The organism is Novibacillus thermophilus, from assembly GCF_002005165.1.
GTDB lineage: Bacteria > Bacillota > Bacilli > Thermoactinomycetales > Novibacillaceae > Novibacillus > Novibacillus thermophilus.
Window position 1 is genome coordinate 1,319,043 of the sequence record NZ_CP019699.1, and the last position, 14,493, is coordinate 1,333,535.

At 53.3% G+C, this 14,493-nt stretch carries 11 protein-coding genes; all 11 read left to right on the forward strand.

Features of this window, described 5'->3' with window-relative positions:
• Nucleotides 1–60 precede the first annotated feature (60 nt).
• Nucleotides 61–987: an MFS transporter gene (locus B0W44_RS06610; RefSeq protein ID WP_169835453.1), complete on the forward strand. Its 927-nt coding sequence runs from the start codon at nt 61–63 to the stop codon at nt 985–987.
• Nucleotides 972–1,643 carry a hypothetical protein gene (locus B0W44_RS06615; RefSeq protein ID WP_077719369.1) on the forward strand — a complete coding sequence of 224 codons (672 nt, stop codon included), beginning with the start codon at nt 972–974 and terminating at the stop codon, nt 1,641–1,643. Before B0W44_RS06610 ends, B0W44_RS06615 begins: the two co-directional genes overlap by 16 nt.
• A gap of 198 nt (nt 1,644–1,841) precedes the next feature.
• A complete protein-coding gene (bshC, locus tag B0W44_RS06620) occupies nt 1,842–3,470 on the forward strand; it encodes a bacillithiol biosynthesis cysteine-adding enzyme BshC (RefSeq protein WP_077719370.1) in 1,629 nt (542 codons plus the stop codon).
• Nucleotides 3,471–3,530: 60 nt separating this feature from the next.
• Nucleotides 3,531–4,790 (forward strand): adenosylhomocysteinase, encoded by a 1,260-nt coding sequence (locus tag B0W44_RS06625; RefSeq protein WP_077719371.1) that lies wholly within the window; start codon nt 3,531–3,533, stop codon nt 4,788–4,790.
• Nucleotides 4,791–4,945: 155 nt separating this feature from the next.
• On the forward strand, nt 4,946–5,377 hold the full coding sequence (gene mraZ / locus B0W44_RS06630; protein ID WP_077719372.1) for a division/cell wall cluster transcriptional repressor MraZ: 432 nt from the start codon (nt 4,946–4,948) through the stop codon (nt 5,375–5,377).
• Nucleotides 5,378–5,427: 50 nt separating this feature from the next.
• Nucleotides 5,428–6,375, forward strand: a complete 948-nt coding sequence (rsmH, locus tag B0W44_RS06635; RefSeq protein ID WP_077719373.1) for a 16S rRNA (cytosine(1402)-N(4))-methyltransferase RsmH — start codon at nt 5,428–5,430, stop codon at nt 6,373–6,375.
• On the forward strand, nt 6,372–6,776 hold the full coding sequence (ftsL2, locus tag B0W44_RS06640; protein ID WP_077719374.1) for a cell division protein FtsL: 405 nt from the start codon (nt 6,372–6,374) through the stop codon (nt 6,774–6,776). The genes rsmH and ftsL2 overlap by 4 nt, the downstream gene beginning before the upstream one ends.
• A gap of 21 nt (nt 6,777–6,797) precedes the next feature.
• A complete protein-coding gene (locus B0W44_RS06645) occupies nt 6,798–9,017 on the forward strand; it encodes a PASTA domain-containing penicillin-binding protein (RefSeq protein ID WP_077719375.1) in 2,220 nt (739 codons plus the stop codon).
• Between the two features lie 187 nt (nt 9,018–9,204).
• Nucleotides 9,205–11,133 (forward strand): stage V sporulation protein D, encoded by a 1,929-nt coding sequence (locus tag B0W44_RS06650; protein ID WP_077719376.1) that lies wholly within the window; start codon nt 9,205–9,207, stop codon nt 11,131–11,133.
• Nucleotides 11,134–11,295: 162 nt separating this feature from the next.
• The gene (locus B0W44_RS06655; protein WP_077719377.1) at nt 11,296–12,783 is read left to right on the forward strand and encodes a UDP-N-acetylmuramoyl-L-alanyl-D-glutamate--2,6-diaminopimelate ligase; all 1,488 of its coding nucleotides are present in this window, start codon (nt 11,296–11,298) and stop codon (nt 12,781–12,783) included.
• Between the two features lie 300 nt (nt 12,784–13,083).
• On the forward strand, nt 13,084–14,478 hold the full coding sequence (locus B0W44_RS06660) for a UDP-N-acetylmuramoyl-tripeptide--D-alanyl-D-alanine ligase (protein WP_169835454.1): 1,395 nt from the start codon (nt 13,084–13,086) through the stop codon (nt 14,476–14,478).
• The last annotated feature ends 15 nt before the right edge of the window (nt 14,479–14,493 follow it).

The following is a 14,493-nucleotide window of genomic DNA, read 5'->3' on the forward strand; positions in this document are numbered from 1 at the left end:
ACACGTCTTTTAGACGTTCTCTCGACATTTTGCAGGAGGAAGATTTTTATCTCCTTCGCGTTGGGAAAGGGGCGGAATCGTTTGGGACGTTCTCCCAAAGTTATAACTGCTGCTCTCTTTGTCAGTGTACATCTCGCCTTGTTGGACGTCGGCCTTCTCGTACCCTCTTTGACTTCTATCGTTCAAGAGTGGAACGTATCGTACAGTTGGGTTATACAGGTCATCACGCTTTACGTCTTGATGCTCGTCGTCAGTGTGCCCTTCGTCACAGCGTTGTCTCGCCGTGTCGGTCGGCAGTTTACGTTGACGGCTTCGTTAGCGGTGTTCGGAATTGGCGCCATCATCTCTGGCATTTCTCCTAATTTTTTTACACTGCTTGTCGGTCGATTGTTACAAGGCGTTGGCGGCGGTGGTATGTTGGCGTTGGCGGCCCACTTGATCGAAAAGCGGGAAGGTGTGCGGCGTCTTGGGCCAGTTCGTATACCGCTGGCTGCTGGCGCGATATTGGCGTTCATGGTCGGCGGTTTAATTGCAACGACTTTCCATTGGCGCTACATCTTTATTCTTCAAATATGTCCGGCATTGTTGACGCTCGTCTTTATCGCGTGTAAACCGGGAAAAGGGCCTGCTGGCCGAAGGCCGCTTGATGCCGTCGGGCTGTTGCTATTTACTGCTGTCGTCGTGAGCTTGATGGCCGGGATTGCGTCCTTGCGACCGGAATCTTTTGGGGCGTCCGTGTTCAACAGAGACGTATTCCCGTTTCTCGTCGCTGCCGCCGGCCTCTTAGTCCCTTTTTTAATGGTAGAGCGGCTGCACGACGCCCCGATTTTGCCGTTCGATTTTTTTCGACGGCAGCGGAATGTGTTAGGGGCCCTCGTCAGCTTGTTTTCAGGCATGAGTTGGGGGCGTTGCTGTATATTCCGTCTTACGCAGAAAATGCGCTTCGCCTCAAAGGGGGAGCTGGTGGTTACTTGCTTGCCATTTTAGTCGTGGTCGTCGTCGGGGCCGCTGCCATTGCCCACCGGCCGGCTGAACAGTACGGTCAGGGGGAAACGGCGGCTGCCGGATTTATTTTGATGGCCTACGGCTATTTAATGTTGGGGACTGCGGTCACCGAGTTCTGGGGATTCGTGTTGTCCTTGATGATGACGGGACTTGGTATCGGAGTGACCGCAAATATGTTGTCCGAAGAATGGAACCAGCCTTCAGACAGTAGGGGGAAGCAGAACCGTACGATTTTGTCGGTCGTCCGCTATTTTCGCGTTTTCGGCATCACCATCGGTGCGGCGTTATTCTCTACATTTCTTTTACAGGCGACGGACAAAATTCCAGAGAGGGTCAGGGAATCGTTAGGTGTGACATCTCCAGGCGAAGCGGGCGTCTCCGGTGGAGTGTTTGCCGAACTGGTGACCGGCAGTGCCCAGGTGATCGTGCCCGATGCCGATAGGTTGAGGGAATATGTCCCCGATCACATCGCAGATTCAACACAAGAGTTGATCGTCCGACAAATTATGCGCGTCATCCGCGGAACGTTGACAGAAGGCTATCAAGACTTGTTCGTGGCCGCTGCTATTTTTTCTGTCGTCGGGTTCGTATGTGCGTTGGCCGTTGTCCGCATGGAGCGAGACAGTTATGGGAAATAAAGGGGGGGCGATTTAAAGCAGTGGCACATCGTGCTATACTTGAGAGAATGAATGGCTCGTTCCACTTTCAGGACAGATCCCCGTGCCGATTATGCCGCATCAGTAAAATGAAAATCGTGTGGCTCTTCACGCTGCACGCCTTGATGCTGGCGGCATGACAGCACATTATTTTGAGGGTAGAAAGGGATTGGAGTTCCGATGCATATACAGCCAGTACACCTGCCGCGGCGCCACTCGCTGTCGGATTTATACATACATGATTTTGAGCGCGTTTCGGCGTTATATGAATACCCTCCATACAGACAGGATAGTTTTGACAGGCGGTGGCAGAAGGTGACACGGGCAGAAAACCGCGCAGATCGCTCGGCGCTCGCAGAAGCCCTTCATGTTTACAATGAGCGCGTGAACCGGCACCAGGCGGTTCTCGACAATATTCGTCTGCTTGAACGGAGAGACAGCGTCGTCGTCATTGGAGGGCAGCAGGCAGGCGTGATGACTGGACCGCTCTACACGATCAGTAAGGCGGTTACGATCTTGCAATTGGCCCGCGAACAACAGGAAAAGTTAGGGGTTCCCGTCGTACCCGTGTTTTGGATTGCCGGAGAAGATCACGACTTGCTGGAAGTAAACCACGTCTGGGTGACGGGTGAAGACATGCGGCTACGAAAAGTGAGGATGGGTCAGGACGACGGCTTCAAGCGTTCGATCGGCCTTCGACCGTTGACTTTGTCAGAAGTTGACACATTTTTGAAGGCGGTAGCTGACGCCCACCCGGATTCTCACTATAAAAATACGTGGCTCCATAAGCTGCGTCAGTTGGCTGAACAGTCGAAAACGTGGAGCGACTGGTTTGCCCAAATCTTTCACTGGTTTTTCGCCCGTGCCGGGCTCGTCCTCTTCGACTCGGCCGCAGGGGAGTTCAAGCAGGTCGCAGCCCCGTTTTATGCGCGGTTGATTGAAGAAGCTGAACGGCTAAACGAAGCGGTCTTGGCCGGAACTCGCCACGTAGAGCAGCTAGGTTTTCGCCCGCAGGTCGAGGTGCTCCCGCAGCAGGCTAACCTGTTCGTGGAGGAAAACGGGGAACGTCAGCTGTTGCTCAAACAGGGGGACGCGTATACGAGTAAAGGCGAAGGTGCGCATTACACCGCCAGTCAATTGAAGGATCTCGCCTGTACACAGCCGGAAAAGTTCAGCACCAATGTCGTATCGCGCCCGCTGTTGCAAGATTATTTGTTTCCGACGCTGGCTTGCGTTCTCGGACCGGGAGAAATTGCTTACTGGGGCCAGTACAGGCAAGCTTTCACTTTATTCGGGCATCAGATGCCAGTCCTCCACCCCCGCGTAGGTTTCACCCTCGTTGAACGCCCGGTTGCCAAAACGATGCAATCGTTTGACTTGTCGCCGATTGACGCGATGTTTCGTCTGGACGACTTTCGCGAACAGTGGCTTCGCACACAGGAAGACATAGACGTTGAGGCGTTGTTCTCCCAATTAGCTGAAGGGATGGCACAATTGCACGAGACGACATTACAGCCGTTGCGATCGGTTAACCGCGGCGTAGAGGAACTTGCAGCGAAGAACCGTGAACGCATCTTGCGCGAATTGGAGTATTTGGAAGGACAGGTACAGAAAGCGATTCGTTTGAAACATCGCGCTGTTCTGCAACAGTTCGACCGCGTCCAGCTTAGTTTGATGCCGCACGGTAAACTTCAGGAGCGTGTGTACAATGTGTTTCGCTACGTCAACCTGTACGGACGGGACTGGCTAGATACGTTAATCGGAGAGCGCCTCGATTTAACGCATTCCCACTACATGGTATACTTGTGATGTTTCCGGTCACTTGTAAGTTTTGCCAACCGTTACAGTTCAAATGTGGAGGTAGTCGAGATGAACGCGAGAGAAAAAAGTCAGATTGAGAACATCGGACTAGCAAAAGACGGCCATTTGAAAATCGCATGGGTAAAGGAACACATGCCGGTGTTGAACCGCATACGGGCCCAATTTGAGGAAGAACAGCCGTTTGCCGGTCTTAAAGTCGCTATTTCACTCCATTTGGAGGCCAAGACGGCTTATTTGGCGAAAGTGATTCAAGCGGGGGGAGCCGATGTGACCATCACCGGGAGCAATCCGCTGTCCACTCAAGATGACGTCTGTGCCGCCCTCGTCGAGGACGGCATTACGGTGTTTGCCCGCTACAATCCGGAACCTGACGAATACAAAGAGCATTTAATCCGCACTCTGGAAACGGAGCCAGACTTGATTATTGACGACGGCGGAGACCTCGTCAGCATCTTGCACGACGAGCGCCAAGATCTGATTTCCCGTGTGCGCGGGGGCGCTGAAGAAACGACGACAGGCATTTTGCGCTTGAAATCGCTGGAAAAATCGGGAGAGTTAAAGTTCCCGATGATTGCCGTCAACGACGCCTACTGCAAGTACTTGTTCGACAACCGATACGGAACGGGACAGTCGGTCTGGGACGGGATTAACCGGACGACCAACCTCGTCGTCGCAGGCAAGACTGTTGTAGTGGTCGGTTATGGATGGTGCGGCCGCGGCGTGGCCATGCGAGCCAAAGGGCTTGGAGCAAAAGTCGTCGTCTGTGAAGTGGACGCCATTAAAGCAGTTGAAGCACACATGGACGGACACACTGTGCTGCCGATGACAGAGGCGGCCAAAGTCGGGGATTATTTCGTGACGGTTACTGGCAACTACGGTGCCATTAGTCGAGAGCATTTCACTGTGATGAAGGATGGTGCCGTACTGGCGAATGCCGGTCACTTTGACGTGGAAGTGGACAAGGCGGCTTTGGAAGAAATGGCGGCGGAGAAACGCGAAGTCCGCAAAAATATCGACGAGTATGTCATGCCGGACGGACGAAGGTTGTACTTATTGGCTGAAGGGCGGTTAGTTAACTTAGCTGCAGGGGACGGTCATCCGGCGGAAATTATGGACATGACGTTTGCCTTGCAGGCCTTGTCATTGAAATACGTCAGTGAAAGGTACGAGACACTAGGAAGCAAGGTACACACAGTTCCGTATGAGCTCGACGAAGCAGTCGCCCGCTTTAAACTGGAAGCACTCGGCATCCAGCTCGACACACTGAGCGATGAGCAAAAAAGGTACTTAGAAAGCTGGAAGTGGTGAGATCCTGTTCAGTGCGTTAACAACAATTTCCATAAAAAAATTCTCAATCCTGCACGGTTTGTGCAGGATTTTTTGTGCGATCTGTTGTATACTATAGTTGTGGTGGAAAGTGGGGAAAAGTGGGGACAAAGGGTGAATAAAGGAGGGATAGTGGTATGTTCATGGGTGAATACCGCCATACAATCGACGACAAAGGACGTATCATTATCCCTGCCAAATTTCGCGACGAGTTGGGAAAAACATTCGTCGTCACCCGCGGCTTGGACAATTGTCTGTTTGCCTACCCTTCCCCTGAGTGGCAACAGTTGGAACAAAAATTGAAAACATTGCCGTTTACGCGTTCTGACGCCCGGGCCTTCACACGCTTTTTCTTTTCTGGGGCGACTGAGGTCGAGTTAGACAAGCAAGGGCGAATTAATGTCCCTGGCAACTTGCGGCAGTATGCCAAGTTGGAAAAGGAGTGTGTCGTGCTCGGCGTTTCCAACCGCGTGGAGATTTGGAGTAAGCGCATATGGGAAGACTACTTTCAAGAATCTGAAGAATCGTTTAACGACATTGCTGAAAAGCTTGTGGACCTTGAGTTGTAACGGTTTAGCCGATCGTCGAGCCTCGCTGTCCATAGTGGAGTGACTTTACGATGTTTCGACACCGCCCCGTTTTGTTGCGAGAAACGATTGCCGGTTTAAACATTAAGCCGGACGGAACGTATGTGGACGCCACCCTCGGTGGGGCCGGACACAGTCAACGCATTGCGAGTCAACTGTCAGATGACGGGCGTTTGATTGGAATTGATCAGGATGAAGCGGCCCTGGATGCGGCTCGTCAACGCTTAGCAGACGCGCCGTGCCACGTTGAACTCGTAAAGGCAAACTTTCGTCATCTGTCAGATGTGTTGGATGACCTGCAACTCAAAACGGTAGACGGTGTGTTGTTTGACGTTGGCGTGTCTTCGTTCCAGTTAGAGACGGCTGAGCGCGGATTCAGTTACCACACCGAAGCGGTGTTGGACATGCGCATGGATTTGAACAACCCGCTTACGGCATACAAGGTGGTCAACGAGTGGGACGGGAACGAAATCGCCCGCATCTTGCGGCGATACGGGGAAGAGAAGTACGCGCGAAACATTGCCAGTGCCATCACAAGATACCGGGCGAAAAAAACGATTGAAACGACGACAGAACTGGCAGGAATCGTGAAGAGCGCGATACCGGCTGCTGCGAGGCGTCAAGGACCCCATCCGGCCAGGCGCACGTTTCAGGCGATCCGCATCGCGGTCAACGACGAATTGGGAGCATTGGGAGACGGACTGGACGCGGCCATTGAACGCACGGCAGTAGGCGGCCGCATTTGTGTCATTACGTTTCACTCTTTGGAAGACCGCCTGGTGAAAGAACGGTTTCGCAAAGGGAGTGAAGGGTGCACGTGTCCGCCTGATTTTCCAGTGTGTGTGTGTGGACATCGCCAGACACTTAAAATTGTCAACCGCAAGCCCATTATCCCATCAGAAGCTGAAGTAGAAGACAACCCGCGGGCGCGTTCGGCGAAGCTGAGGATTGCCGAGAAATGGAAGGAGGAAAGCAAGTGAAGACGTACGGAAATCTTGCAACTGTACCAAAACCGAAACCGAGGACACGGCGTGTCACGCGGAAAGTGATCCGCAAAAAAGGACTGCCTGTCAAGGAAAAACTGTTATACTTGTGCACCGTTATCGTGTTTGTCCTCATCACAAGCTGGGTGCTTTCTCAACAGGCGGAACTGGCAGAAATCAATTACGAGATTCAAAAGGTTGAAGAACAGGTAGTTCAAGTGGAAGACCACATCACGACACTGGAATCAAAAGAAAAAGAACTGCTTGAGCCAGAGCGGATTAAAAGGATGGCAAGGGAGAGGGGCCTCGTGTTTGATCCGTCCAGAATTCGGTCGGCCACAGGCGAAGAGGACCGCGAAAAAGAACATTCTGATAATGCCGTGAAAGACAACTTTTAAGTACGGGAGAGAGTGCTCGAAATGAAGCGAACCACCCTGGAAATGCGCCTGCGATTACTTGTGATCGGGCTGGTTCTGGTCGTGTTAATGACGACACTCGTCGGGCGCCTGTTTTACATTCAGGGGGTCAAGGCAGAGGAATACACCGAGCAGGCCAGACAATTTTGGGTCAAAGAAGAAGTGTTAAAACCGAAACGGGGATCGATTTTGGACCGGGGCGGCGATGTCCTGGCCCAAGAGACGCAAGCTTATACGATTGCCGTCTATTTGCCGTCGTTTCGAAAAGGAGACACATCGCCAGAAGAAGCGGCCCGGCAGTTAGCTCCGTTGCTGAGAATGAGTGAAGCAGACATCGCGCAACGCCTTTCACGGAAAGACGTTGACCAAGTGGAGTTAAAGACGTCAGGGTTTAGCTTTAAAGTGAGTAAAGACGTGAAAGACGACGTAATGGAACTCGGGTTAGAAGGAGTGCACGCGATCCCGACGACGGAAAGGTTTTATCTCAACCACTCCCTCGCTGCCCACGTCCTCGGTTTTTTGAACAACGAAGGCGATCCTGTCAAAGGGGCAGAGGCAGCGTACAACGAGCTGATGCAGGGGAAGCCGGGCAAAGCGTTTTTCAGTCAAGACCGAAACGGGATTGAAGTCGCCAGTCGGGAAAAACAGTTTGATCCACCGGTTAACGGGAACGACGTCGTCTTAACCATCGATCGGCGTGTGCAGGAAATCGTCGAAAAGGCGCTGGACGAAGCAGTGCAAGAATGGTCACCTGTCGGGGCGACTGCGATCGTCATGAATCCGAAAAACGGTGAGATTTTGGCGATGGCTAACAGGCCGACGTACAATCCGAACGAGTTTTACAACGCTGACGAAACAGAGTTACTTAACATCGCGACGGAAAGTGTGTTTGAACCCGGATCGACGTTTAAAATTATTACACTCGCTGCGGCACTGGAAGAGGGTAAATTTCATCCCGATGCCACCTACAGATCCGGCGCTATTGAGGTGGACAATGTCGAGCTTCACGACTGGCGCCCTGGGGGATGGGGCGAGATAACGTACGCTGAAGGTGTGCAGCTCTCGAGCAACGTCGCCTTTGTCCGCTTGCAGCAGATGTTAGGGAAATCGTTTGATACATACGTTGAGCGCTTCGGTTTTGGGCCGTACGGCGAAGCGCGCACTGGAACACCGACTGGCATCGACTTAAATGAAGAGAGCGGTTTGTTGCCGGACCCGAAACGCTTGCAGCAAAGCCGTTTGGAAAGGGCAACGTCATCGTACGGACACGGACTGTCGGCCACACCGATTCAGCTCGTCTCAGCCTATTCCGCTGCTATTAACGGTGGGACGCTGTATAAGCCGCAATTGTTGAAAGAAGTGCGGCATCCTGAAACAGGGGCTGTACTGGAAGAAACGAAGCCGTTGCCCATTCGGGACAACATCATTTCGGAGGAGACGTCACGTCACGTAAGAGAGCTGTTGTACAGTGTCGTCAACGGAGAAAAGGGGACTGGCAAAGGGGCCAGCGTTCCCGGTTACAGCATCGGAGGGAAAACGGGGACGGCCAACAAATACAAGTCCCCGTATTCGTACGTTTCCTTTGTCGGTTTTGCCCCCGCCGACGACCCTGAAGTCATCTTGTACGTCGCGTTGGATGAACCGAAGAGCCAAGACGCGACAGGAGGTAACACAGTCGCGCCCATTGCACGTACGATTTTTGAGCAAATGTTGCCCCTTTTGCGCATCGAACCGTCATCGGGTGATCAAGGGGCAGACGGCGGCGTTCCAAGTGAAGAAAAAGAAGTTGAAAGCGAGTTAGACCCATCCACCGTTGTGTTGCCGGATGTTCAAGGAAAACGTCTCGAGGAAGCGCAACAAGAACTTAAGTCCCTGTCCCTCGAAAGCGAAGTGCTAGGAGCGGGAGACGAGGTGTTGGACCAGGTGCCGGAATCCGGGACAGTCGATCGGTCGAGAACGGTTTACTTGCTCACTGAAGAGCCGTCTGCCGTGACAATGCCCGACTTGCGATTTAAATCGTTGCGTGAAGCAATGGCCATTTGTGACATGCTGGGACTCGAGGTCCGTGTGGACGGAGAAGGGTACGTGTACGCCCAGAGCATTGAACCGGGCGCACGCCTGCTGGATACTGACTCCATCAATCTCGTACTCAAATCGAATGCCGAAATATACGAGAGTTTGGCCGAAGAAGAGGAGGAAAGCGAAAATCGGGACCTAGACTGAGAGGAGGTCTCACGGACGTGTGAGACGAATGAGGCGGTAAAAAATTCGCCGTCCATGGCGTGGAAGGCTTTAAGCCGGTGTTGACCGACAGCATTCACAGCCAACCAGCTGCTCCTTCCGTCTTGTTCTATTTGCGGGACAAGGCGAATACAGATGTACAAATGTCAGCTCCGGGAGGAACACAGCCTTGCGCGTTTCAACGGTGACGGTACGAAAACGGCTCTTTTTCGCTTTATGTGCGGCTGTACTCATCTTCGGCGGATTACTCGGCCGCCTGGCTTACGTTCAATTGGTAAAAGGGGAGTGGCTGTCCAGCCAGGCAGAGGAACTGTGGACGCGGAACATCCCGTTTGAAGGGAAAAGGGGACAGATCCTCGACCGAAACGGCGAAGTGCTAGCTTACAATATTTCGGCTCCTTCCGTCCTCGCTATTCCGAGTCAAGTGAAAGACCCGTCCCAAACGGCGGAAACTCTGGCGCGGCTATTAAAAGCAGATGCGAAAAAAATTTACAAAACGTTGACAAAGAGAGAACTGATCGTTCGCATAACGCCGGAAGGGCGCAGGATTTCTGAAGATTTGGCGAAGGAAATCTACGCCCTCAACTTACCTGGCATCGTCATTGCCGAAGACAGTAAGCGCCACTATCCAAAGAAAAGTTTTGCCGCGCATGTCCTCGGTTTTACCGGCATTGACAATCAAGGCTTGAGCGGGTTAGAGAAGGTGTACGACGATAAATTAATGGGCAAACGCGGTTACGTCTCGTTCGAGTCCAAAGGAAGCGGTGAAGAAATTCCGGGAGGGGTTGACCGCTTCACCCCGCCGGAAGACGGGTTAAACCTCGTGACGACGATCGACGCATCGATCCAATCAATTATGGAACGGGAATTGGATCAAGCGATGGCCGAGTACAACCCTGACGGTGTACTCGGCATTGCCATGGACCCGAAAACGGGAGAAGTGCTGGCGATGGCGAGCCGCCCTACGTACGAACCCGAAAATTTCCAAGACGCTGACCCGGACGTGTACAACCGCAACACCCCGATATGGCGAACGTACGAGCCTGGCTCCACCTTTAAAATTATTACGCTAGCCGCTGCTCTGGAAGAAAACAAAATTAATTTAGATGATCACTTTCACGATCCAGGTTACATCGAGGTGGGAGGGGTTCACCTTCACTGTTGGAAAAAAGGAGGACACGGCTCCCAGACGTATCTGGAAGTCGTCGAAAATTCGTGTAACCCGGGCTTTGTCCGGATGGGACAATTAGTCGGGACAGACGATCTCTTTCAATACATCCGCAAGTTCGGCTTCGGGAAGAAAACGGGCATCGACTTACCGGGGGAAGCGTCAGGCATTTTGTTCAAACCGGAACAAGTCGGTCCGGTAGAACTCGGAACGACATCCTTCGGCCAAGGTGTGTCCGTGACGCCGATTCAACAGGTCGCCGCAGTGTCGGCAGCGATTAACGGCGGCACGACGGTCCAACCGCACGTGGCGAAAGAGTGGATAGACCCGGAAACCGGGGAGACCGTGGAACGGATGACACCAAAAGCGGGAGAACGCGTCATTTCGGAAGAGACGTCTGAGAAAGTGCGCCAGTCTCTGGAGAGTGTCGTGGCGAAAGGCACGGGCCGCCGCGCGTTTATTGACGGTTATCGGGTTGCCGGGAAGACTGGAACGGCCCAGAAAGTTGGACCTGACGGGACGTATTTAGAAAACAACCACATCGTGTCGTTTATCGGCATTGCGCCGGCAGACGATCCGGAAATCGTCATCTACGTAGCCGTTGACAATCCGGAGGGGATCCAGTTCGGGGGTGTCGTCACAGCGCCAATTGTCAAACGGATCATGGCGGACAGTTTGCAGAGTTTGGGAGTGGAACCGCGTCAAGAGCAAATCGAACCGGAAGTGGTGTACCCTGACAAGCCTTATGTGGAAGTGCCTGATTTACTTCAGTTAGAGCGGCGCGAGCTGCAAGCTAGTTTGTACGACTTGCAGTTGCAGGTCGTCGGAGAAGGCAGAACCGTCGTCGAACAGTCGCCTGCTCCCGGTACGCGGGTGAAACAAGGGTCGACGATTCGCGTTTATTTGGGTGGGGAATCGGGGAGAGAATAGGCCAATGTGTAGTAAACGTCTTAATGCCGATGTGGTAAAATAGGAAAGGTTTCATGTGCAAGTGCCAGGGAAACCTGGCTTTTCGATTTGGAATGTCTTTCGTGTCCGGAATTGGCAATACTGGAAGACACATCGTGTTGAACCGAGGAGGTGACCCCTTCTTTGCAACTGTCTGAATTGGCAGAGCAGCTCGTCCTGTCGCATGTAGAAGGGAACGGGAACATAGAGATAAAGGGAATTCAGATTGACTCCAGAAAGGTGGAGGCGGGGGATCTGTTTATCTGTTTGCGCGGGTTTACGGTGGACGGCCACACGTTTGCCCGGCAGGCGGTGGAACGGGGGGCTGTCGCGTTAGTCGTGGAAGAGCGGCAACGTGTGAACGTGCCGCAGTTGATCGTACCAGATACGAGAAGGGCCATGGCGATGTTGAGCAGCTATTTTTACGGCAACCCTTCCGAGTCGCTGCACTTAATCGGTGTGACGGGAACGAACGGCAAGACGACAACGACCCACCTTATTCACCACATACTGACAGAGTGGGGAAAGACAGCCGGTTTGATTGGCACGATTCACATGCGTGTCGGCAAACGAACGGTCGAGATGAACAATACGACGCCGGAAGCCCTTGAACTGCAGCGCTACTTGTATGAGATGGTGTCAGAAGGCGCCGAATACGCGGCTATGGAAGTGTCGTCACACGCCCTCGATTTGGGAAGGGTGCGCGGTTGCCGTTTCCGGACGGCCGTGTTTACCAACTTGACGCAGGACCACCTCGACTACCACGGGACGATGGACCGTTACCGCGAGGCCAAAAGTTTGCTGTTTAGCCAGCTGGGAAACAGTTATGCACCGGATGCCCCGTCTTTTGCCGTGTTAAATGCAGATGACGAAAACAGCGCCTATTTTGCTCGGCGGACGGCGGCACAAGTCGTTACATACGGCATCGACCGACCAGCGGATGTACAGGCGAAACACGTCGTCATCGACCAGCGCGGAACGTTTGTTGATGTCGAAACGTTTCGAGGAAATTTGCGTCTAACGTTGCAACTGGTCGGCAAGTTCAGTGTATACAACGCGCTGGCCGCTTTAACCGTCTGTTTGCTGGAAGGTGTTCCCCTCGATGTCATCCAGAAGAGTCTTGAGAGTGTAACGGGTGTCAGCGGGAGGTTTGAGCGAGTCGACGCAGGACAGGACTTCACGGTTTTGGTCGACTACGCGCACACCCCGGACAGTTTGGAAAATGTACTGCAAACTGTAAAAGAGTTTGCCGATGGTCGCATTTTTTGCGTGGTCGGCTGCGGCGGGGACCGAGACCGGACGAAGCGGCCGATCATGGCCCAGATTGCCGTGCAGTACAGCGACTTAGCCGTACTGACATCGGATAACCCGCGCACCGAAGATCCGGTACGCATCCTCAACGATATGGTCGACGGCATTCAAGACGCCAATCGGGATCGGTATATCGTTATTTCGGACCGGCGCGAGGCTATTCACTACGCCGTTGGAAAGGCGAAGGCCAAAGATATCGTGCTCATCGCAGGGAAAGGTCATGAGACGTACCAAGAGATCAACGGGAAACGGCACGACTTTGATGACCGCGAAGTGGCGCGGGAAGCGTTACAGTTACGGGAAAAAATTACCGATGCGTAACTTCCACGTCATGTAACACCAAGTTTCTGAAAGTAAATGTGGTCACGCTTATAGTATCGGCGCGCAATCCGTAGCGGGAGAGGGGTGTCTTGAGACAATGGAAGACAGCTTCCGTGATAAACGATGGCCCTATCGAAACAGCAGAGTGAAGAATCAGCTTCAGAGGCAGTGACCTCGATCGGTCACTTTTTTCTGGAATTGTTTTCAGACATCCCCTCCCCACAACACGTAGCATGATTTTCACTAATCTCGTAGGCATGAGAGTCTATTTTACTCGTCAGAAAGGATGGAGTGTCAACTGTGCAGACGACGCTTCAGCAATTGACCGATTGGCTTGGACTGGACAGTGCCGCAGTACGTCAAACAGAAAAAGGTGAGACCACATTGACCGGTGTTTCCACGGACACGCGTACGCTCGCAGCGGGGAATTTGTACATACCGCTGATCGGCGAACGATTTGACGGCCACGACTTTATCAGAGAGGCAGTGGAGGCCGGGGCAGGGGCCGTCATGTGTCAACAAGACAGGGAGGTGCCGGCAGTCGACTGTCCTGTCATCGTCGTGCGGGATACGCTCGAGGCGTTGCAATGTTTGGCGCGGGCTTACCGCCGTCATTTAGGTATACCGGTCATCGCTGTCACCGGGAGCAACGGTAAGACGACGACGAAAGATTTGACTGCCGCTCTACTGTCCGTCAAGTGGAAGGTGCACAAAACGAAAGGAAACTTAAACAACCACATCGGGTTACCGCTCTCCCTTTTGTCGATGGAAGAAGACACCGATATGGCCGTCGTCGAGATGGGGATGAACCATGCAGGGGAGATCGAACTTCTTTCCCGCATTGCAACTCCGGATATTGCCGTCATTACGAATGTAGGCGATGCGCACATGGAGTTCTTCTCCGACAGACGGGGGATCGCCCGGGCGAAACTGGAAATTGTCGCAGGGTTGAAACGTGACGGCGTACTGTTTTTGAACGGTGACGATCCCCTCTTGGGCGAAGAAGGGGCGCATTTCAAAGGGGACGTGAGAAAGGTCGGTTTTTCTCCCGGATGTGAAGAAGGAGCGACTGACATTCGCATGAAGGCGACAGGGACACAGTTTACGGCAACGCGGGACGGCTTACATTATCACATTCCGGCCCTCGGCAAGCACAATGTGTTGAACGCTTTGTTCGCCATTGCCGTCGGGCGGCATATGGGCTTAACAGGCCACGAGATGGCGGACGGCTTGAAGAGGGCGCTGTTAAGTGGACGTCGCTTGGAATTGAGAGAGACACCGGCCGGCATGTGGATCGTCGACGATTCGTACAACGCCAACCCCATTGCGGTCAAGGCCGGCATCGAGGCGTTGGTAGAACTGGAAGGCAAACCGCGAAAGTGGGTGTTGTTAGGCGATATTTTAGAGCTCGGAGAGCGCGAAGAATCGATGCACCGCGACGTTGGAGCGTTCGTGGGCGATAAGCCGGTTGAATACATTTTTACGGTCGGCCGTCGCGCCCGCTGGATTCACGAAGCGGCACTGGACGTGCGGCGAGACGAGGGGCATGTCATTCATTTTGAAACTGTAGAAGAGGCCATTCGGGAGTTGAAGCGCGTGGAAGATCCGAACGCCGCCTTGCTTGTTAAAGCGTCTCGCGGCAAGGCCCTTGATCGAGTGGTGGAAGCCCTGTGCACTTCCCGTTCTGAACTGTAGGATAGGAGGTTTGGT

What these genes read in the sequence shown, in the direction of transcription:
- bshC (WP_077719370.1), top strand. Translation starts at nt 1,842, where the DNA reads ATGCATATACAGCCAGTACACCTGCCGCGGCGCCACTCGCTGTCGGAT.
- B0W44_RS06625 (WP_077719371.1), top strand. Translation starts at nt 3,531, where the DNA reads ATGAACGCGAGAGAAAAAAGTCAGATTGAGAACATCGGACTAGCAAAA.
- mraZ (WP_077719372.1), top strand. Translation starts at nt 4,946, where the DNA reads ATGTTCATGGGTGAATACCGCCATACAATCGACGACAAAGGACGTATC.
- rsmH (WP_077719373.1), top strand. Translation starts at nt 5,428, where the DNA reads ATGTTTCGACACCGCCCCGTTTTGTTGCGAGAAACGATTGCCGGTTTA.
- B0W44_RS06645 (WP_077719375.1), top strand. Translation starts at nt 6,798, where the DNA reads ATGAAGCGAACCACCCTGGAAATGCGCCTGCGATTACTTGTGATCGGG.